General features: G+C 49.5%; 9 protein-coding genes and 2 pseudogenes. All 11 read left to right on the top strand.

Annotated elements, in window-relative coordinates:
• The first annotated feature begins 59 nt into the window (after positions 1–59).
• The 11 genes and pseudogenes from ACTNBZ_RS05030 (at position 60) to ACTNBZ_RS04980 (ending at position 22,695) form a co-directional block, all read left to right on the top strand.
• Positions 60–6,398, top strand: a complete 6,339-nt coding sequence (locus ACTNBZ_RS05030) for an SNF2-related protein (RefSeq protein WP_441208590.1) — start codon at positions 60–62, stop codon at positions 6,396–6,398.
• A 1-nt stretch (position 6,399) separates the two neighbouring features.
• Positions 6,400–7,011: pseudogene (locus ACTNBZ_RS05025) on the top strand (DUF3848 domain-containing protein); the annotation flags it as partial.
• Between the two features lie 111 nt (positions 7,012–7,122).
• Positions 7,123–7,863: pseudogene (locus tag ACTNBZ_RS05020) on the top strand (DUF3849 domain-containing protein); the annotation flags it as partial.
• Positions 7,860–8,204: a plasmid mobilization protein gene (locus ACTNBZ_RS05015; RefSeq protein ID WP_441208589.1), complete on the top strand. Its 345-nt coding sequence runs from the start codon at positions 7,860–7,862 to the stop codon at positions 8,202–8,204. The pseudogene ACTNBZ_RS05020 and the gene ACTNBZ_RS05015, both read left to right, overlap by 4 nt.
• 152 nt (positions 8,205–8,356) lie before the next feature.
• Positions 8,357–8,662, top strand: coding sequence for a CD1845 family protein (locus ACTNBZ_RS05010; protein ID WP_038259322.1), 306 nt, complete (start codon positions 8,357–8,359; stop codon positions 8,660–8,662).
• Positions 8,663–8,731: 69 nt separating this feature from the next.
• On the top strand, positions 8,732–10,156 hold the full coding sequence (locus tag ACTNBZ_RS05005; protein ID WP_441208588.1) for a relaxase/mobilization nuclease domain-containing protein: 1,425 nt from the start codon (positions 8,732–8,734) through the stop codon (positions 10,154–10,156).
• 136 nt (positions 10,157–10,292) lie between these two features.
• Complete coding sequence (locus ACTNBZ_RS05000) at positions 10,293–10,538, top strand: helix-turn-helix domain-containing protein (RefSeq protein ID WP_002596266.1); 246 nt, start codon at positions 10,293–10,295, stop codon at positions 10,536–10,538.
• Positions 10,539–10,621: 83 nt separating this feature from the next.
• Positions 10,622–13,897, top strand: a complete 3,276-nt coding sequence (locus ACTNBZ_RS04995; RefSeq protein ID WP_441208587.1) for a UvrD-helicase domain-containing protein — start codon at positions 10,622–10,624, stop codon at positions 13,895–13,897.
• A 3-nt stretch (positions 13,898–13,900) separates the two neighbouring features.
• The gene (locus tag ACTNBZ_RS04990) at positions 13,901–16,801 is read left to right on the top strand and encodes a hypothetical protein (RefSeq protein ID WP_441208586.1); all 2,901 of its coding nucleotides are present in this window, start codon (positions 13,901–13,903) and stop codon (positions 16,799–16,801) included.
• A gap of 160 nt (positions 16,802–16,961) precedes the next feature.
• Positions 16,962–20,186 (top strand): SNF2-related protein, encoded by a 3,225-nt coding sequence (locus ACTNBZ_RS04985; RefSeq protein ID WP_002596269.1) that lies wholly within the window; start codon positions 16,962–16,964, stop codon positions 20,184–20,186.
• Positions 20,179–22,695 (top strand): DEAD/DEAH box helicase, encoded by a 2,517-nt coding sequence (locus ACTNBZ_RS04980; protein ID WP_441208585.1) that lies wholly within the window; start codon positions 20,179–20,181, stop codon positions 22,693–22,695. Before ACTNBZ_RS04985 ends, ACTNBZ_RS04980 begins: the two co-directional genes overlap by 8 nt.
• Positions 22,696–22,703 lie beyond the last annotated feature (8 nt).

Below are 22,703 nucleotides of genomic sequence, written 5' to 3'. Positions count from 1 at the left end.
CCCTAAACCTGTTCCTCTCCGAAGCTGAACAAATCCAAAGAATAAATGAAGCAGAGAATGTGAAAACATCCTCTGCTTTTTCTTTTGCCCAGGAACAGCCGCAGCTGGACCCGGACCCGACTATGTGGGAATACAACGGCGTCAAGGAGCGCCACCCGGATGATATGGTCCTGTATCAGATGGGTGATTTCTTCGAGCTGTACGGCGAGGATGCCAAAGAAGCCGCGCCAGAGCTGGGGCTGCAACTGGTCTCACGTGCTATCCCTGGCGGTGGCCGTGTAGAGATGTGCGGGTTCCCGGCAAACCGGCTGGAGCAGTACTTGGAACAGCTCCGGGCCAAGCATGATGTGACAGTCTCCGCCGCCTTGAAGGGCAGCGCCCAGCGCCGGGAGTATTCTGTCCTCTCTATCGACCATGAGGCCGAGCAGGACATCAACGACCACGAAGCAGAGTACGGTGCTGATGGGTTCCGGGCATTCCGGGACGAAGAAGCCATCCAAGCCGCCACCCTCCGGGAGCTATATGCGCAATACAAGCCAATCGTGTTGGAGGTTGTTACCCAGGATGTCAGATACCGAAACGCCTGCGGTCACAGTGATTATGAAAACGCGATGATCGAGTGTAATGCTGCTGTGCGCCGCGCCATTCTTGATTCCCACGATATAGAGCTGATCCGCCTATTCTCTGATGTGCCGGAATTTCGCCAGTGGCTGCACCGTGAAGTGGCAGACGAAACCTATCCCAAGCTCCATGAGCTGCTGCGCCCGCTCTCTGACAATGACATTGACCGGGCTATCCAGGACTGGAACGGTAAAATCGAAAGCAAACACGCCGTTGTCCGCTACATGAAAGACCATGCGCGGGAGAAAGACACCGCTGCGTGGCTGGCCCATGAGTTTGACGGCGGCGACGGTAAAACCCCGTTTGCAGTCCGACCGGAAAGCCCCGAAGGAACGATGCTGCCCTGGCCCAAGGTGCAGCGCCGGATCGCCCAACTCATTAAGGAGGAGCGTTTCTACACCCAGGTCGAGCAGGACAATCTGGACGATGTTGACCCCATCGCCATCCGGGAGGCCCTGGCCCAGCGCGGCATTGTGGACGGGCATGTGGTGGACCCGGAAAAGCTGGATAACGACCCCTTTGTTCAGCAGGTCATGGCCGATGCCCAGCGAATTGCAGCGGAGGAAGCCGCCGGACAGGAACGCCCCGAACCGTCTGTCGAAACCCCGGCTTATCACACCGAGACTGTGGCCGTCTATCCGGGCGACAAGAACCATCTGCCCTATGATGTGGTGGTTCAGACCCTGCGGGCCAATGAGCCGGAGCCGCCTGCCCCCGTCGAGCCGGATAAGGCCCAGGATGAAGTGCTGGACGAACATCCCATTTCCATCCAGGTCAACGGCGGGTGGCAGACCTTCCCCAATGTCAAAGCTGCCGAGGAAGCCTCTTATGAGGAATACAAGGCTAATCTGCGTCGCACCGCCGAGAATTTCCGTATCACTGACGATCACCTGGGCGAAGGCGGCCCCAAAGCCAAGTTCCAGGCCAATGTCGAGGCAATCAAGTTGCTGAAATACCTGGAGGAAACCACCGGGCAGGCAACGCCGGAACAACAGCAAGTCCTCTCCCGGTATGTGGGATGGGGCGGGTTGGCGGATGCTTTTGACCCTGACAAGGAAAGCTGGAGCAAGGAATATGCCCAGCTGAAGGAGCTGTTGACCCCGGAGGAATACGCCGCCGCCAGAGGGTCCACCCTCAACGCCCACTACACAAGCCCCACGGTGATCCGCGCCATCTATGAGGCTGTGGGCCGCATGCGGTTTGAGACCGGCAACATTCTGGAGCCGTCCTGCGGCGTGGGCAACTTCTTCGGTATGCTGCCGGAGGAAATGAGAAACAGCCGTCTGTATGGCGTGGAGCTGGATTCCATCAGCGGGCGGATTGCCCAGCAGCTCTATCCCAAGGCTGACATCACTGTGGCGGGATTTGAGACCACCGACAGACGTGATTTCTATGACCTTGCCATCGGCAATGTACCGTTCGGCCAGTATCAGGTTCGGGACAAAGCCTACGACAAGCTGAATTTCAACATTCACAACTACTTTTTCGCCAAGGCGCTGGACCAGGTGCGTCCCGGCGGCGTGGTGGCTTTTGTCACCAGCCGCTACACGATGGACGCCAAGGATTCTACTGTGCGCCGGTATCTGGCCCAGCGCGCCGAGCTGCTGGGGGCCATCCGTCTGCCCAACAATGCGTTTAAGGCCAATGCGGGGACCGAGGTTGTATCGGACATCATCTTCCTGCAAAAGCGGGACCGTCCGCTGGACATCGTGCCGGAGTGGACGCAGACCGGACAGACCGAGGACGGCTTTGCCATCAACCGCTATTTCCTGGACCACCCGGAAATGGTGCTGGGCAGACAAGAACCGGAAAGCACCGCACACGGCATGGACTACACCGTGAACCCCATCGAGGGCCTGGAGCTGGCCGATCAGCTACACGATGCTGTGAAGTACATTCGCGGCACCTACCAGGAGGCTGAGCTGCCGGAGCTGGGCGAGGGCGAAGCCGTCGACACCTCCATTCCCGCTGATCCCAATGTGAAAAACTACTCTTACACCGTAGTAGACGGCGCTGTGTATTTCCGGGAAAACAGCCGCATGGTGCGCCCTGATCTCAACGCCACCGCCGAGGCCCGTGTCAAAGGCATGGTAGGGCTGCGGGATTGTGTCCAGGAGCTGATCGACTTGCAGATGGACGCCGCCACACCGGACAGCGACATCCGGGAGAAGCAGGCGGAGCTGAATCGGCTCTATGATGATTTTTCCGCCAAGTACGGCCTTATCAATGACCGGGCGAACCGGCTGGCCTTTGCTGACGATTCCAGCTATTATCTGCTCTGTTCGCTGGAGATTGTGGACGAGGACGGCAAGCTGGAGCGCAAGGCGGATATGTTCACAAAACGGACCATCAAGCCCCATGAGGCGGTGACTTCTGTGGACACCGCCAGCGAAGCCCTGGCCGTATCCATCGCGGAGAAGGCCCGTGTGGACATGGAGTACATGGAACAGCTCACCGGCAAGACCTGCGACGAGCTGGCCGCCGAGCTGCAAGGCGTAATCTTCCGTCTGCCTGGGCCGGTGCCGGAGGGAGAACGGCCTACCTATGTGACCGCCGACGAATACATGTCCGGCAATGTACGGCGCAAGCTGCGGCAGGCGCAGCGGGCCGCACAGCAGGACCCGACCTTTGCCATCAATGTGGAGGCCCTTACCGCTGCCCAGCCCAAAGACCTGGACGCTTCGGAGATTGAGGTGCGCCTGGGCGCTACCTGGATTGACAAGGAGTACATCCAGCAATTCATGTATGAGACCTTCAACACCCCATACTACCTCCAGCGCGCCATTCAGGTCAATTACGCCTCCTATACCGCCGAATGGCAGGTCACGGGCAAAAGCTCTGTATCCGAAAAAGATGTTGCGGCCTACACCACCTACGGCACCAGCCGTGCCAACGCCTACCGGCTTCTGGAAGATGCGTTGAATTTACGGGATGTCCGTATCTATGACACCGTGGAGGACGCAGACGGCAGGGAACGCCGGGTGTTGAACGCCAGGGATACCACCCTGGCCGCCCAAAAGCAGCAGGCCATCCGGGATGCGTTCAAGGACTGGATTTGGAGAGACCCGGAGCGCCGCCAGACGCTGGTGCGCCAGTACAACGAGGAAATGAACTCCACCCGGCCCCGTGAATACGACGGGTCTCACATCACCTTTGGAGGCATGAACCCGGCTATTACCTTGCGGGATCACCAGCTGGGGGCTATCGCCCATATCCTCTATGGCGGTAACACGCTGCTGGCACACGAGGTGGGCGCGGGCAAGACTTTTGAAATGGTGGCCGCTGCGATGGAGGCCAAGCGCCTGGGGCTGTGCCAGAAGTCCCTCTTTGTGGTGCCGAACCACCTGACAGAACAGTGGGCATCAGAGTTTCTGCGGCTTTATCCCTCTGCAAAAATCCTGGTCACGACCAAGAAAGACTTTGAAACCCATAACCGCAAGAAGTTTTGCGCCCGGATTGCCACCGGCGACTACGATGCCGTTATCATCGGCCACTCGCAGTTTGAAAAAATCCCCATCAGCCGGGAGCGCCAGGAACGGCTCCTTCAGGAGCAGATTGACGAGATCACTGAGGGCATTGCCGAGGTGAAGTACAGCGGCGGTGAGCGTTTCACGGTCAAGCAGCTGGAACGCACCAAGAAATCCCTGGAGGCCAGACTGGAAAAGCTCCAGGCCGAGGGCCGCAAGGACGATGTGGTGACTTTCGAGCAGCTGGGTGTGGATCGGCTGTTTGTGGACGAGGCACACAACTACAAGAACCTGTTTTTATACACTAAGATGCGGAATGTGGCGGGCCTCTCCACCAGCGACGCCCAAAAGTCCAGCGATATGTTCGCCAAGTGCCGCTACATGGACGAGATCACCGGCAGCCGGGGTGTTATCTTTGCCACCGGCACCCCGGTCAGCAACTCTATGACCGAGCTTTACACCATGCAAAGATACCTCCAATATGACCGCTTGCAGGAATTGAGCATGACCCACTTCGACTGCTGGGCCAGCCGTTTCGGAGAAACCGTCACAGCCCTGGAACTGGCACCGGAAGGCACCGGCTACCGGGCACGCACCCGCTTCTCCAAGTTTTTCAATCTCCCGGAGCTGATAAACCTGTTCCGTGAAGTGGCGGACATCAAGACCGCCGATCAGCTCCACCTGCCCACGCCGGAGGTGGAATACCACAACATTGTGGCACAGCCCACCGAGCAGCAGCAGGAAATGGTGAAGGTACTCTCTGAGCGGGCCTCTCTGGTACACAGCGGCACGGTGGACCCTTCCCAGGACAATATGCTCAAGATCACCAGCGATGGCCGCAAACTGGGCCTGGACCAGCGCATTATCAATCAGGCGCTGCCGGACGAACCTGGCACCAAGGTCAACCAATGTGTCGCAAACATCGTGCAGATCTGGCGGGACGGCGAGGCTGACAAGCTGACCCAGCTGGTGTTCTGCGATATTTCCACGCCCCAGGCCACGCCCTCCAAAAAGGTAGCCAAGGCGCTGGACAATCCCACGCTTCATGCGCTGGAGCAGGCGGTGCCGTTGGACGAACCGGAGCCGGTCTTTACCATCTACGAGGACATCCGGCAGAAGCTCATCGCCCAGGGAATGCCCGCCGATCAGATTGCCTTTATCCATGAGGCCAACACCGAAGTCAGGAAAAAAGAGCTGTTCGCCAAGGTCCGCACTGGACAGGTGCGCGTTCTTCTGGGCAGCACCGCCAAGATGGGCGCTGGCACCAATGTGCAGGACCGGCTTGTGGCGCTCCATGACCTGGACTGCCCGTGGCGGCCGGGAGACCTTGCACAGCGCAAAGGCCGTATCGAGCGTCAGGGCAACCAAAATCCCCTGGTTCATGTGTACCGCTATGTGACTGAGGGAACCTTTGACGCTTATTTGTGGCAGACGGTGGAGAACAAGCAGAAATTCATCAGCCAGATTATGACTTCCAAATCGCCGGTGAGAAGCTGCGACGATGTGGACGAAACGGCGCTGTCCTTTGCCGAAATCAAGGCCCTGTGCGCCGGAGACCCCCGTATTAAGGAACGCATGGACTTGGATGTGGAGGTCTCCAAGCTGAAGCTGATGAAAGCCGACCACCAGAGCAAGCAGTACCGTCTGGAGGACCAGCTGCTGAAATACTTCCCGGAGGAAATCGAAAAGCACAAGGGTTATATCCAGGGGTTTGAGGCAGACCTGGAGACCCTGGCTGCCCACCCTCACCCGGAGGACGGCTTTGCCGGTATGGAAATCCGGGGCGATACCCTGACGGACAAAGAGAACGCCGGTGCAGCCTTGTTGGACGCCTGCAAAGAGGTCAAAGGCTCCGAGCCAGTGCAGATCGGCAGCTACCGTGGCTTCGCAATGTCGGTGACATTTGACGCATGGAGACAGGAATATACGCTCCTGCTGAAAGGCCAGATGACCCACCGGGCAAGCCTCGGCACAGACCCACGCGGCAATCTGACCCGTATCGACAATGCCCTGGCACAGATGTCCCAGCGCCTAGAGGCGACCAAGGCCCAGCTGGACAATCTGTACCAGCAGCAGGGCGCCGCCAAAGAGGAAGTAGGCAAGCCTTTTCCCTATGAGGATGATCTGCGAGTAAAGTCCGCCCGTCTGGTGGAACTGGACACCCTTCTGAACCTGGACGGCAGGGGCCGTTCCCAGCCGGAGTCTGTGATCGCCAAGAGCGCACGGCCCTCGGTGCTGGACAGCTTGAAGCGTCCGGTGCCGCCCCGCAGCCCCGAAAAGAAACCGAAACAGCATGAGGAGGTGCGATAACATGAATACCAACGATCTGAATACGGCCCTCTATGAGAAGATGGCCGCTGAACAGGACAAATACCGGGACTGGCTGAAAAGCCAGCCCCCGGCAGAGGTCCTGAACCACGCCTACGAATACACCGTCCAGGAGGACATCGTGATGGCGATGGAGGAACTGGAGCTGACCGCTGCCCAGGCCCAGGCGCTGCTGGATTCACCCACGCCGCTGGCTGATGTGTACCATTACTTCGAGAAGCTGGAGACCGGCTACATGGATGTGATCCGGGACAGCATTGAGAACCGGGCCGATGATGTGTGCAAGCTGAAAGAGCCGCAGACCGGCCATGCTTTGGTGGTAGAGCCGGGTAAAAAACCCTATGTCAAAGAAATTACTTTCTCTTTGGAATCCCTTCAAAAAGAAGTCGGCGGCGATATTCAGGCTATCTATCCTTTTCACGAGCCGGTGGCATTGATCTGTGACGAGGAAGGAAAACTGAACGGCAAACCTTTGAATCGCACTTTAAGAGATGAGGACGGCCAAATCTACGATGTACTGGCCGGGACTTTTTTAGTAGTTGGTTTGGGCGAGGACCGTTTTTCGGCACTTGAACCTAGACTTGTTGAAAAGTTTAGTGAGCACTTTATGAAACCTGAGTTGTTTGCACAAATCAACGGTAAATTAGTAGTAACAACTATGCAGGAGCCGTCTGATTCTTTCAACATCCAGCCTCAAATTGATTCTGTTCCCATCTATTCTCATACCGCATCTTATGCAAGAGAACACAATGAGTTGGATGCCTACCGTGCATCTCTCAACGCCAATCTCCAATGCAAGGAGGCCATTGAAGCGGCGGTGCGGGAACACTTCGACGGGATGTATCTCAGTCACGATGCCGCCAGGGGTGTGATCGAGACCTACGGTATGGAGCGGGTGATGCTGGTCCTTGCCAACACCGTCCAGCTCCAGGACTGGGATGGGCGCTATTCGCCCCGCAACAAGGAATGGGCCAAGACCATTCCCAACTACAACTCTGATACCGTCCGGGTTGGCTATGCGGTAAACAGCCACCCTGCCGTGCTGAATGGTTTCATTGATCTGGTGCGCGAGGAATATCTGCGCCGCCAGCCCTTGACAGCAGAGGACATCCAGGCAGAGGCGGAACGGATTTTGCGGGAGCTGCGCGCACCGGATGTGCCGAACAGCCCCCACGGGACCCATTACATGGCCCGCATTTCCCCGGAGTTTCTGAATCGTGCCGGGAGCAAAGACCATGACCGGCTGATGAACCTTTTGCCGTTTCGCAGCCTGGCCTTTACCGGCATGAAAGGACTTCCTGGGACCTATGCCACCATCCTGGCCAGCGAGGACCGCTCCAAGGAGCTGCGCCAGCCACGGCCTTCTATCCGGGAGCATTTGAAGCAGGAAACGAAACAGGCAGCCCCAAAAGGTCCGGCCCATAAGAAACGGGAGCCGGAGCGGTGAGCGCCCCGAAGCGCAAGCGGGAGGTCCAGGTGAATTTCCGGGTCTCCCAGGAGGAGCTGGCGCTGATCGAGCAGAAAATGTCCCAACTTGGGACGAAGAACCGGGAAGCCTATCTGCGGAAGATGGCCCTGGACGGTTATGTGGTGCAGCTGGACTTGCCGGAGCTGAAGGAGCTGGTGTCCCTGCTGCGCCGAAGCAGCAACAACTTAAACCAGCTCACCCGCCGGGTGCATGAGACCGGGCGCATCTACGACGCTGACCTGGAGGATATAGCCCAGCGGCAGGAGCAGCTATGGGAGGGGATGAAGGAAATCCTGACCCAGCTCTCCAATCTTTCGTAACAGGGGTATATACCCCATCTGCGGAGGGAGGACCGGCGTTCTTTTCGCCGCGCCTCCCTCCGCTTTTTTCTTTTTACCTGTATCCTTGCCATTCGACAGAAAGGACTGCATAATGAGTTTAGAATAAAGCTGGAGGTGAAGATTCTGTGGGAATGTTATTCGGTTTGATGAAATTGCTTTTGAAGATTGCAGTCGCGCCGGTGGTGTTGCTTCTCACCCTGGCCATTTGGATTTGTGTGGGTCTGGTCTATGTGTCCGGATTGGTGCTGGGGCTTCTCAGTACGGTGGTCGCGCTGCTGGGCGTAGCTGTCTTGGTGACATACTCCCCACACAACGGTTTTATCCTGTTGGGAATCGCGTTTCTCATAAGCCCCTTTGGGATTCCGAAGCTTGCCTTCTGGCTGCTTGGTAAGGTGCAAGATTTGAAGTTTGTGATACAAAATTTGGTTTACGGCTAATTTTACATGAGCGGTATGGAGAGAGAAATCCATACCGCTCTTTCTATTCTGGAGAAAGGGGAACCTCCTATGGCAACCACACGCATCATGCCGCTACACATCGGCAAAGGCCGGACCGAGAGCCGTGCTATCAGCAAGATTATCGACTATGTGGCCAACCCGCAAAAGACAGACCACGGTAGACTCATCACCGGCTATGAGTGCGACAGCCGTGTGGCCGACGCCCAGTTTACGTTGGCCAAGCGCAAGTATATCGCCGTCACCGGACGGGTCCGGGGCGCGGACGATGTGATCGCCTACCATGTCCGCCAGTCCTTTTGCCCTGGGGAGATCACCCCGGAGGAGGCCAACCGGCTGGGTATGGAGTTTGCCAAACGGTTTACAAAGGGAAAACACGCCTTCATAGTCTGCACTCACATTGACAAAGCCCATATCCATAATCATATCATTTGGAGTTCGGTCAACCTGGAATGTGACCGGAAGTTCCGCAACTTTTGGGGTAGCACTCGAGCTGTCCGGCGTTTGAGCGACACCATCTGTATCGAAAACGGATTGTCCATTGTCGAGAACCCAAAGCCCCACGGGAAAAGCTACGACCAATGGCTGGGAGACCAGGCGAAACCCTCTCATCGAGAATTGCTGCGAGTGGCCATTGACAACGCTTTGGCACAAAAACCTGCTGATTTGGAGGAACTGCTAAAGCTACTCCGAGAATCCGGCTGTGAAATATCCAAGCGCGGGAAATCCTATCGTTTGAAGCTCCCTGGCTGGAGCAAAGTGTCCCGCCTGGACAGCTTGGGCAAAGGCTATACCCTGGAGGACCTGCTGGCCGTCCTCGCCGGTCAAAAGGAGCATACACCCCGTCGGAAACCGGTCAAGCAAGCAGATCCGCGGAAGGTCAATCTGCTGGTTGATATCCAGGCAAAGCTCCAGGCCGGAAAAGGTGCCGGATATGCGAGATGGGCCAAGGTCTTTAATCTGAAACAAATGGCGCAGACCGTGAATTACCTTACGGAGCATAACCTGCTGGAGTACGCGGTGCTGGAAGAAAAAGCTGCGGCAGTTACTGCCTACCACAATGAATTATCTGCAAAAATCAAAGCAGCGGAGAAACGCATGGCGGAGATCGCCGTCTTGCGAACCCACATCATCAACTATGCCAAGACTCGTGACACCTATGTAGCCTACCGAAAAGCTGGCTATTCAAAGAAATTCCGCGAGGAACATGAGGAAGAAATTCTGCTTCATCAGGCGGCAAAAAATGCCTTTGATGATATGGGAGTCAAGAAGCTGCCCAAAGTTAAAGAACTGCAAGCTGAATATGCTCGGCTGCTGGAGGAAAAGAAAAAGACCTACGCCGAGTACCGGCACTCCCGTGAGGAAATGCGGGAGCTACTGGCGGCAAAGGCCAATGTGGACAGACTCATGAGTATGGAGATAGAGCATAGCTTTGAACAGGAATCCAATAGAACTTTCGCTAAAGAGTCAATTTGATTTAGATTCTCAACAAAAACAGCGTATTTTCATCCTTCTTATCGCGTTTTCATCAAAGCGCATTGAAAACTTAAATTCGACATGTTATAATAAAAATTAACACTATTTTCCTGGAAACAAAACAAGGAGTGGCACTATGAAAGTTAGTTACAAGAAGCTTTGGGTTATGCTGGCCGAACGAGAAATTAGCAAAGCAACATTAAGAAAACAGGCTGGATTATCTTCAGCAACCTTCACCAAGCTCCGTAAAAACCAGGAAGTAACATTAGCCGTTATGCTTAAAATTGCAGATGTTTTGAACTGCAATGCTGGAGACATGATGGACTTTATCAAGGACGAGGATATATCTCCAGATGCTTCTTCTCTTGACACAAATAATTAAGTCCTTTTTATCGGACACAAAACATTTTAATATTAGAATAGGGTGGCTTGGTGTCCCCCCCGTGATCAACGAGGTGACGTTCGATGGGAAAACTGATTGGCTCGGGCAATACTGAAAACTTTGGCGAGAAAATGTTTATCGACAAAGCACAGGAATATCTTGATGACACAAACATCATCTATTGGAACCGTCAAATCTTTGGACGAGAATTTGATGTTTGTATTCTTATGCCCGGAAAAGGTATCCTGGTAGTCGAACTTAAAGGATGGCGTGAGGAAAATATTCTACGCGTTGAAAACAATGAAGCTGTTATCATTCGCACCGCAGATGGAGAGGTAGCGGCTTCCCCGCAAAAGCAAGCTCGCGGATACCGTTTTTCTATTGAACGGCACCTTCGGAAAACCATCGGCAAATTTCCTCTTGTATACCAAATGGTTTGTTTACCTCAAGTCTCCAGGGCATTTTTTAGATCCCATCGTCTGGATGTAGTCATGGAAGAGAAGTTCACCATTCTCAAGGAGGACTTGGTTGACAACACAGCATTTTTTAATAAATTAGACCAGGCTCTCCGGGAAGTAAGTAACTGGAATAGAGATCCTTTTGATCGAAGAACTATGTTGGAAGTTCGTAATTTATACGAAACTGATATCAACATAGATGAAGATGGTGAATCTGAAGTAGAAAAAGAACTGTCCTCAGTCTACCATCAACACGATTATTCTCGATTCTATTATTTCGATGAATCCGATGGCTTGCATGGCAATATCATCAACGATATGACCGCTCAGTATCTGCATGGATGCAAACTATATTGTGTTTTCTCTAAGAAATCGCAGATGATGTCCGTGCTTAATGCTCTTGATATAGCACTTACACAAAGGGGGTTAGTACGGAATCGTGAAAACATTGAAATTGCATTTGATGAGGAAAAAAGCCATACTCCCTCGGTGACTTCTGTTGATGATATGCTCATGGGCTTCCATTGCTCTATGAGCGTATTGAGCGATCCTTTCGACAATAATACAAATTCCTTTGTGATTTCAAATGGTCAATATAGCCCTGCCCAAAAGCTTATTCTCAAGAAGCTAAGTGAGCAGAGCCAGTTTAATTTTGAGCAGTATGAAGTTGAGCACGCTTCGCCGGAAAAAAATATTGTGATTCGCGCTGGTGCTGGTACCGGAAAAACCTACACCATGATTTCCCGTATTGGTTTTATTTGCTACACGCAAAATGCCCCTCTGCAAAAAATGGCTGACCGCATTGTGATGATTACATTCACAAATGAAGCTGCGGATCAAATGGAAGAAAAGCTCAAAACATACTTTAGAAATTGTTATCTCCTGACCTCTAACCCGGACTACTTGGAGATGATCTCCAGAATCGACCACATGCAGATTAGTACCATTCATTCCTATGCAAAGAATCTAATTGCTCAAATGGGAACTTCTTTTGGCTATGGGATTGACTTAGGTATAACCTCCAGCGAATTTTACCGCCGTAAGAAGATTTCTGATTTACTTGATGCGTATATCCATCAAAAAGAAATCGAATACGGAAAGAATTATACAGACAAACTTGGCATGCCTGTTTATGCTATCCGAGAGAGTATCCTTGACTTCATTGGGAAGCTGCACAATAAGAGTGTCGATATCCAGGATATTGAACCCCAAGACTTTGGAACTCTTTTGAATGACGAATCCCACGGGGAACTGCACGAGCTGCTGGCCAGCGTAATTCCGTCTGTTGAACGAGAATATTTCGAGGAACTTTTGGAAAACAACAAAATCCATCTCAGTTCCATGATGTCTATTCTTAACCGTTTCATTAGTAAGCCGGATAGTGAAAGTAGAATCAGAGAATTGAAAACGGATAAGAATGCTCAACAGTTTATGTTTGTTGATGAGTTTCAGGATACCGATGACTCTCAAATTGAATCCCTGTTACGAATAGCTCAGCTGCTTGACTATAATCTGTTTCTTGTGGGTGATATTAAGCAGTGTATTTACCGTTTCCGTGGCGCAAAAGAAAAAGCCTTTGACCAGTTGGGCATTGACAACGCCCCCGAGAAGTGGTTGGAGTTTTCTTTGCAGCGGAACTACCGCACCGACAAGCACTTGCTGGATATCTTTGACCGTTCCTTCACTGCTTGGGGAGAAATGGATGAAGAACTGCTTACCTACGATGCAGCCAAAGATAAGCTCATCGGCACAAGGGACTACAACGGAGATTACTTGTCCTCCAAAAATCGTTTTTATCGGCGGCTTCCGGCTGCAAATGAGGAAATGCGTATCCCTGTTCTCGTTGAGGAAATTAAAAGAATCCAGCGACGTATCCAGTATGAAGAGAGTCACGGTATAAAACTCTCTGCAAAGGAAAAAAGCATTGCCATTTTGGTGCGAGAAAACTGGCAGGCTGATATGATTCGTACTGATTGTGCCCGCTTGGGAATCAGCGTACATACCAATACAGGTGGTGACTTGTATATGTCCCAGCCTGCCATGGATATGCTCACTTTGGTTAACGCCTTGGTTCACTTTGATGAAGCTGATTATCTGTATAATCTTGTGACCTCCAATTTTTTCAATTTGGATATTCCTAAATCCAACCTCTATGAACTTCGGATGAAGATCCGAACTGGAAAGTGGAGAGCTAAGGTGGATGAAAAGGAACAGGTCAATTATCTGATTAGATATATGAACCTATTGCTTGCCAACACAGTTGATAAGAAATTCAACACTTGGGAAACTATTGTAGCGAGTTTAAGGACACAACCTATTCTGCAAGCCGTTCGCAAAATATACAGCACCCTGGAACCTTGGAAACACTTTAGCGATGATCCTTGGAAACAGCACTACTATCAGCTGAATGTGGACTTGCTGTTTGAGCAGCTTATCAACGCTTGCAATGTGGACAGGCTTACAATTAACACGCTACAGGAACATCTTTACAATAGTATCATCTCCCAAGTCTCTGTTGACAGCCGGACACCGACAAGCAATGAGGACGATACTGCCATTCAGTGCATCACGGTACATAAATCAAAGGGCCTTGAGTATGGTCATGTAATCATGCCTTTCTGCTCTGCGTCGATTAACTTTATTAAGAGGACGCAGCTCCACATTAGTACCGCCAAGTCCGAAGGCCGTTATCGGATAGGATATAGTATGAGTGTAGGCAATTCAGGCGAGACCATTCAAAACGATTTCTACGACGAAATTATAGAAAAGTCTGAAAAAGCCCGTGAGGAAACTCGAATTCTCTATGTTGCCATGACAAGAGCAATTCGCTCGTTTTCATGGATTGAAATCCAAGGCAAACAGAATCTGTCCTGGCAGAATCTCATAGAAACGGAGGTATAAGAAATGCCGTTTAAGATCTACACATACGAAGATCCCTATCAGTTAGATAAAGCGGATTTCTGGGATGAAATTTCTGCCTTGCCTCATTTCTGCAGTGCGCGAACTCTTGTAAATGGACTTAAGGATGTTCTCGGCGATAAAATCAAAGGATTGATTTGTCCGTTAAATGATCTGGTCGATCATGAAGAAGTGTATCGGCAATGGACGGATAATATCAGCCTTCGCATTCAGCAGTACAGCGCTTTCTCTTCGGTTTTCAAACAACTATTAGATAGGAAAAAAATCCAAAAACCTTTCCATATGGCATTGGAACATAACCAAAACCATTTTCTGGAAGCTGTCCGCTTATTCATAGAATTGGATATCAATGCCTCTGCGATTGATGGAAGCAAAGGCAACACAGAGCAGCAGCTGTTTGTTTATATGCTGAAACAAGCGCAGAAAAGTTCGATTTTCCAGTTTCCTAAAACCCCTTGTCGTGAAAAGCTCAAAGAAATCGTTGTCGCTCTTGCGAACAAGGAAGTTGACGAATGTACTGGAACACCGCAGGAAGTAAAACGCTGCGAAAGGGCTGTGAGAGTCACCCAAGAGCAGCCTTTTAATAGTATCGTGGTTCACGGCGTACATCAGTTCACACCGGTACAGCTCCGCCTTTTGCTTGCTATGGAAAAGATGGGAATGACCATCATCTTCCTGTTCAACTATCAAAAAAAATACTCTAAGATTTATTCCTCTTGGAATGAAATCTATGGGTGCTTTGAAGTTCCAATTCACCATGACACCGTTGTTCGTGAATATGAGCTGCCCACAATGCAAAATCCAAGCAACGCTCTGGCCTGCGCCTTAGGTGAAATTTGCGAAGATAGAAATGCAGTAGGCAGCCCGTTGCTTAGAAAATGGTATAAGCTGTACGAGAGTATTCAGCTTATGGAGTTTGCAAACATTACCGAATATGCACATTTTGTCTCCAACCACTTTGATGCCGCTATCCAGAGCTATTCTGACTCTCGTAGCGTCATGGAGAGAGGCAATAATGTGTGGAGTAATGCTGCTGTTCTCAGGCATTTGGACGAGCAAGTATACACGGCCAATAGGGATGTACATACCTTGCTCAAAATTTACTATCCCGAATATGCCAAAGATCGGCACTTTCTTTCTTATCCCATCGGACAGTTTTTTTCTGCAATCTACCGTCTATGGGATTATGAGAACCGACATATCATCTTCGATGTTAATGCCATCAAAGAGTGCTTGTCTTCCAACATCCTAAGTGTGGCTCCCGGTGAAGTGCTGCTTCGGACTTTCTATAATGTCGCAATTCTCTTTGAGAATGTGACAACATACGAGGAATTTCAAAGCGAAATCGTTGAGGGCTATGCCAAAAACTATGATAAGCTGGCTGCAACACCAGGTACGGATGCGCTCTCCGAACTTAAAAATCTGTCTGTTTACAGCAAGTATAAAGTCACTAAGAAAGACATACTTGCGCTCATCCGAGCGATTGAGGAGATTAACGAGATTGCAACCTATCTGTTTGCCGTGGACAATTCTCGTGAGGACTTCATCAACTTCGGTAAGCATTTCCACAACCTTGAAGAGTTCCTTAAGCAGCGTGAATTGGCTCTGGCTAATGAGCAGGAACGAGCCTTGATTACGGCTTTACAGCTGCGGTTGGATAAAATCAAGCCGGAAAACTCTACTTTCTCTGGCACATTCAGAGACTTGCAACAGGGTCTATATTACTATCTGAAGCAGAAAAATGACGAAGACCAGGGTGTAGACTGGATTGTAAAGAATTTCGAGCAGATTGATGGCGATATCCTGCAAAGTAAACGGCAATTTGAGAAGGAACAGCGCAAGGTCTACCATTTTGCTTGCGTATCAGATCGTGACATGAATATGACCGTCAACGATCAGCTCCCGTGGCCCCTTACGGATGAATTTATTCATGCGGCTTATTCACCCATTGACCTACAGTTCCAAGTGTACTACACCTCCTTGGGTGAACGCAGCAATTTTCTGAGGTATGCTCTATTCTACGGGCTGTGCTACAACCGGTGTGATGTTCGCCTCAGCTATGTTAAGCAATACGGTGACGAAACAACCGAGCCTTATGCTCTGTTGGCTATTCTGGGATTGGCTCCCAAGGCCGAGTTAGTAGAGAGTGTTCATAAATCTACACCATTTTCTATATCTGTTGGAAAAGAAATTACCAAGGGTGTTAAATATGACCGTTACCAGATGATGGACATGTTTTTGTGTCCTTATCGCTTTTTCCTGGATTATGTAATGGAAGATGGTCCTGTGGTACAAGGAAACTTCCTGTATCAAAAGTATTTCGAGAATTTGCTGATTGAAGCGGTATGGAAGAGAATTGGAAAGCAAAACCGCGCTGACGCAATGAAATATTTGTCCCAAATTATGGATCAGGAAACGCAAAAACTGGAACCGTACTTTAAGTTTTGGAAACGAACAGAGATTATTGACCTTAAACTAAGAGCCAAAAACTATCTTGTCCATGAAGTTATCACAAATGGTTATGGGACAACTGTGATGCCCTATGTGCCTTCACATATGCAGATGCGAAAGCTATTTGGAGCCGCTTTGTTTTCTATTGATATTTCCGAGGTGGAAAAGAAAAATCCTTACGGCCAGTTTGAAGCACTCACTAAGCGAGAAGGATGGAAAAAAATCTATTCTCTCCATAAGTTACCCAAGCCAGACAACCAGGCGTTGGCTGATTCCCTCCGTGGTGAAGCCAAAGAGTATCTCAACCAAACTTGTGGAGAAGACAAAGCTGCCATTTCTTCTGACTGGTGTACCTATTGTGTTCACAGAGGAAACTGCATGGAATCTTTCCTGCGTAGCGAAATTAGCATGTCCAGTTCCAGAGATGAACCTTGAAGAAACAGCATCAAAACTCTCGCTGCTTTTAAGTTCAGACTAAGCTTAGTTTTTGGAAGAACAAAGGCACATCAAACACACATTTGAAAGTCCTATAATACCGCAAGAAGCTACAATGCAGCATTAGTTTCTTGCTTAAGCTGGGAAAGGAGAGCTGCGTATGTTGGTAGGATGTTACTATCGCTGTCCTATCGTTGTTGAAGAAGGTGACAGAGATCATCCCAGGTTTTATGTCCTTGCTCAGCTTGTCGAGTATAACGAGATTGCCGATGCAGTCAAGGTCGAAATGCATGATCTGTTGGGAAGCAGGCAATACTATGGGGATTTATTTCAGCACAATGTGTTTTTTGCTCAAGCGGTGACACGCTGCGAAGCCTGTCCAGGTGGTGTTGTTGAAGGACGTTGGGGGCGAGGCACAATCGTGTCTCGTGTCTCTGAACCCTATTCCGAGGACGAACCCTTTTGGTATTGGATTAAACTTCCAAACGGAAAGCATGTCAAAGAGTGCGAAACAGAACTTAAGTTTGATTACTCGCAGATGAACTTTGCCCCTGACAAGCAACTCCGGGCCTATGAGTTCCAGCACCCTACATGGTTCATCAATCATCTCAAGGTAAGCAAGAATCTTCACCTTGTGAATAACGCTACCTATGGTTTCCGTGTGCTTGCCGGTTGCCGTGCTTTTCTGCTCCCACACCAGATAAGCACTGTGGCTCGCTGCTTTGAAACCACGCCTGTCCGCTATATGCTGGCTGATGAAGTTGGCTTGGGTAAGACCGTCGAAGCGTGTTCTATTCTCAGCATTCTGGCAAGTGAAAACCAAAACCTCCGAGTACTCATTATTGTGCCCAGCGCATTGGTAAGCCAGTGGCAGAATGAACTGCATTATAAATATGGCCTCGATGCTGCTGTTGCTTCGCCACGTTCCAGTATTTGTTTGCTTCCTATGGAAGACATTAGTCAGTCACTGTTGGTTTTTTCTATGCACTGGGATCTCGCCATTGTTGACGAAACGCATAGGCTTCTGGCCAACGATGCTTGGTACAGCCGAGTGCAAAATCTTAGCAGGCGAGCTACACACATTCTGCTTTTGTCTGCAACCCCTATCCAAGATAGGAATGAAGAATACCGCCGCCTGCTTGCACTACTTAGCCCCGAGCAGTATGAGACTATGTCTGCTGAACGCTTTTCCTGGATGGTAAAGCGGCAAAAACGTATCCAGAAGTCTGCCAATCTTCTTTTAGGATATTTGGAGCGTTACGATGAGTACACAGAAATTGTCTTGGACGATTTGAACAATATTGTAGAAACACTTGAAGACGCAGCCTTTGAGAAGATGGTTAAGGAAATTGACCTTAGTTCAGAAGATAAGGGGCTGTCCAAGGTCAAGCAGGCGCTGGCATATATTTGCGAGAATTATAGAATCGAACGAAGAGTAATCCGTAATCGTCGTCAGCTGATTTCTGAAAGGATGGCTCAACGTACTTTGCGTGCTATTCCGTACTCGCCCCTATCTCTTAACGAAAACTATAATGAGATAGGGGCCATTCAGAATACCCTTGCCTACCTTGCTGATAACGGTGAAAATGACGAAGAATATGTGAATGAAACAGCAATTCCTCTTCTTTCTGCTTTGTTCAGCAGCCCGTGGGCCTTTGAAGATGCCCTCCATAAGCTCAGAATTGATGACGGGATATTGCTAGACAGCGCAGCTGCTTGGAGACGTCAAGCGGAAAACGAGCACAGCTTAGTAAATGTCGCGCTTGATGAAGATCCTGATTTAATCAAAGGGCGCTTAATGACTGCAATGAATTACATTGACCAGGAGACAGATATCTTGGACGATGAAAATTGCAAAATGGTAGTATTCACGGCACATAACGCTACGCTTGTTCAGTTCTTGAAACTGTTCAACGAAAGATATACCGCTACGGGAATTTATGCGGTGGCTTTTGGACAGCACATGGGGCGTGACGAACTAGAAGATAGCGTATATGCTTTCCAGAACGATCCTGCATGTCGTGTAATTATCTGTGACGAAACTGGTGGTGAAGGCCGAAACTTTCAGAACGCGGCTCAGATTATTCATCTTGATTTGCCGTGGAATGCCAACGCACTCGAACAGCGTATCGGTCGCTTAGACAGGCTTGGACGCGACCCCAACAAGGATGTTGTGTCTGTTGTACTTTATGCAGATACTTCTGTTGAGGAGCAACTTTTTCATATTTGGAAAGACGGCATGAAACTGTTTGAACAGTCTCTGAGTGGACTTGAAATCATCACGGGGGAACTGAACCAATTGATTGTTGAAGCTCTGCTTGATGACTACTATACCGGCCTTACAAATGCATTTGATGATATTCTGGACCAAGCAGAGGAAATGCGGGAGAGCGTTGAGGACGAGCAGGATTTCGACCTCGGAGCCACCTTATATCGTCCATTGTCCCAGGGGATTGATAATGTTCTGGGCATCTACGCATCAGAAGATGACAACCTATTTGCCACAGCTATGATGGGGTGGGGCAAACAGGCCGGCCTCTCCCCGGAGAGGCCCACCAGTTCCGGCTTGATTGAGTTTAGAGAAAGCACTTTCAGCGTAAATGCGGCAAGACAGTCCCTGTTTATTCCACCTGATTGGCATAAATACAGCAGTACGTCCATTATGCGAAGAGAAGGAAAAATTCTTGGTTCTTTTGATCGTCAAACCGCAGCCACTCGAGAAGATATTCTGTTCTTTGCGCCGGGCGACCCTGTTTACGATTCTATCATTTCAAACGCAGTGGGCTGTAACAGAGGCAGATGCACTGGCATTGAAACAATTTCTACATACAATTATGATGGACTCGTATTTATTTATAATATCGTACCGGAACTTGATGAGTTGCTTGAAAATGGAATGACGCTACAGACACTGGCACAATATAGGATGTATCTTCCGCTCAAGCAGATTCTTGTTACTGTACCATTAACGACAAGGAGTAAAGAAGTCCCTGAAAAGCAAGTCCTCAATACTTTGCTTAAACTGCAACCCAATAATGCCAGTCACCTTGGGCGGCGTGGCAGCGGAAAAATGTCAATTTCTCCCTTGGAGCGCTTTATTAGTCGAAACCCTCCAAGCTTATGGGAGCCTTTAGTTGACAAAGCCTCTGCGGCAGCCTACAAGCGGGCCTGCGTCAGACTTGAAAAACGCTCTGATTTCGAAGCGGCTGAGAAAGAAATGCAGCGTGTTTTGAATGGATATAGAGCAGAATGCATCTACTTTGAACGGGATATGTCTGGTGTTGATGAAAGGGCACATTTATTCGATGTGACGCTTCGAGCACTCAAAAATGCGAAGCCAGAGCTGGATGCAGTCTGTTTCTTGAGGGTGAGAAGTAATGGATAGTAAAGAAGTATTACAGCAATACATAGTGGGGGCCATGAAGTCCCAAAGTGCCATTGCGGAATTAGAGAAAAATCTTGTCGATACATCTGATTCTTTGAAAATGCAGGAGGCAGCAAGGTCACGCTATGTAATTGGATTTATCCGACGTGTCGTTCAGTTCAAACGAGAAGAAGCATCAGCAAAGGATATATGCCTAAATATTCGTGACCTTATCTTAGTTCTTGGTCGCGTTAAGCTTACTGAAAAACTTTATGCGGTTGTAAAAGAGTACGGTGCAGAGTTCGATCTTGTGTGTGAAAACGACCTGCAAGTGTCTTGCTTACACCATATTCCTGAATGGCTTGCACCCCATCAATATATCAAAGATGTGTATGCTCTTCGCCATGACGATGGTATTGAGTTTGAAACTGAATCTTCTGGGGACGCGATACTGGCAACACATACTGGCTTTAACGCCTATAAAAGCTTTGAGCAAAAGGTAGCCGTTCATACCGCTTTGAATTTACCCAATGGGCATACGCTTCTTATTTCCCTTCCTACCGGCGGCGGTAAGAGCCTGGTCACGCAACTGTTGGCAAGCTCTTCTGATGGATTGACTGTTGTAATTGTGCCCACTGTAGCGTTGGCCTTAGACCAGTACTATGCAGCGCAGCAAAACTTGACAAACGGAACGGAGATTTATTGTTATCGGGGTGAGCAGTCCGAGCTTGAAAGGGCTAAAATCATCCAATCTCTGAAAGGAAGAAAAGCCCGTATTCTTTTTACTTCGCCTGAAGCAATCCTCAAAAACTCGGAGCTTCACCGCATACTGGATAATGCTGCAAAAGACCACTATTTAGCCAATGTTGTGGTTGATGAAGCCCATGTCGTTCCAGATTGGGGCGTATTTTTTAGACCTGACTTTCAGATTTTCTCTATACTTTTGAAGAAGTGGAAGTATGAATCAGAAGAGTTTATCCGTACTTTTCTGCTTTCGGCTACGCTGTCTGATGATGTAGTTGATACCTTGTTTGCACTGTTTGGTTCAAACGGAAAAAATGCTCAGGTTCGTTGCGATGCACTTCGCCAGGAGCCACGATTCTATTTCCACTCTGCAAAGTCTCGAAAAGAACAAGTTGATAAGACTATCGAAGCCATCAAATTGCTTCCAAAGCCAATGGTTGTCTATGTGCTTGAACCAAGGGAAGCTAAGGAACTGCAAAAAAAGCTTCGTGAATTTGGATACAAAAATATCCCCGTTTTCACTGGAGAAACCAAGGAAATAGACCGAAACACCATATTAACCGGCTGGAAAAATCACGACTTTGATGTTGTGATTGCCACCTCTGCCTTTGGTATTGGTGTTGATAAACCTGATGTCAGAACAATTATTCACGCTTGCTGTCCTGAAAATTTAAGCAGATTTTATCAGGAGGTAGGGCGTGGCGGTCGTGATAGACTTCCATCGCTCAGCCTGTTTATCCCTTACCAAAGTAGATATGACAGCGATGGTGATGTGCGTAGGGCATTGGGGCTGGTCAGCAAAAGAGTTCTCACGGTTGAACGAGCTGTTATTCGTTGGAAAGCACTGCTTTCTAACCCGGCAGCAATGGTTGATTCTGACGAGTGCGTTCTGAATACCTCTGCTACTCCGCCCACGATGACAGACGAGGAGGCCGAGTATGCAGGAAACCGGAATGTTGCATGGAATGTCAATCTGCTCCTATTCCTGTATCGGACTGGGTTTATTGACCTTCTGGATGCAAACTATGTGTTCGACAAGAAATCGATTCCGCCCAAAAAATATTACACGGTTACGGTTAAGTTGCTACAACCCGATATTCTCAGCGATGATGACAGCCTCGCAGCTGCACTGACAGAACCCCGTGCCAGAGAATATGAAGCACAAATGGTTGGATATAGAATCATGAGTGAGCTTGTGTCCTCTCCTAAAGCATTGTGTTGGGGACGTGTTTTCAGACACCTTTTCCCGCTTTCACGGGAAGTATGCAACGGCTGTCCAGCAGATCCGGAAGGCCGCATCACGAGTGATGATACTTACAAGCTGCGAACTGATCCTGAGATTAAACTTCCAGCTGCACCTCCGGCTCCACGCTTGGGGCGAAATATGGGGTCCTTTAATGAAATGATTATCAGCAGACCATCAACAGGACCTTGCAGCACCGAAGAAGTTGTTGTGATTGCAGAAAAGGCTTATCAAAACAATATCGGTGCATTTATTGTTCCAAGCCGTCTGGCTAATGAGATTGTCTACAATGGCATCCTCTTAAATTACGAAGAGTTTTATTATGCGGTTGTCCATTGCCCCTATCTCTTCGCCAAAGGCGTTGTCTGTATTTTTGACGGTGACACTGCCGCAAACTTTACTCTGTACAAAAACCTTGGAAAACTGGATGCCTTTGGCTATCGTAAGATCCTCTACTGCAACGAGAATACCATCGTTGCCAATGGTGGTAAGACGATAAGAGAGTATAGCGACGGTTATCCTATTCCCATTCAAAAATTCTAAAGGAGGTT

Origin of the sequence: Pseudoflavonifractor sp. HCP28S3_F10 (assembly GCF_052065415.1) — a bacterium.
In the GTDB taxonomy this organism is placed as follows: Bacteria; Bacillota; Clostridia; order Oscillospirales; family Oscillospiraceae; genus Pseudoflavonifractor_A.
This window is presented reverse-complemented; position numbering and strand designations above follow the sequence as displayed.